This is a genomic window from Corynebacterium sp. HMSC062E11 (assembly GCF_001811845.1).
Taxonomy (GTDB): domain Bacteria; phylum Actinomycetota; class Actinomycetes; order Mycobacteriales; family Mycobacteriaceae; genus Corynebacterium; species Corynebacterium hesseae.
Map to the genome: position 1 here is coordinate 42,329 of NZ_KV806821.1, position 248 is coordinate 42,576.

A 248-nucleotide genomic window follows, 5' to 3' on the forward strand; every position below is an offset into this window, starting at 1 on the left:
GACATCTGTAAAACCCTGGATGATTCCATCGCTTTTCGCGACACCCGCCCCAAAGACACCTACCGCTTTTCTTCCAACGGAACCTCTGCCTGGCTGGAACTCCAGGTTGGGGAAGACACCGGCATTAAACTCGATGCCTTCATCCACCACACCGCTGCCAAGCATGATCTGACGATTCCGGATGCTGTCAAAAAGCTGCTTTCCGGTGAGATTGAGCCACCAGCCACCGTAGTCTTACACACCTATCA

The 248-nt window shown here is 53.2% G+C and carries 1 pseudogene; it reads left to right on the forward strand.

Annotated features, from left to right (window positions below):
* A pseudogene (locus HMPREF2822_RS13525) lies at positions 1 to 248 on the forward strand (HNH endonuclease); the annotation flags it as partial.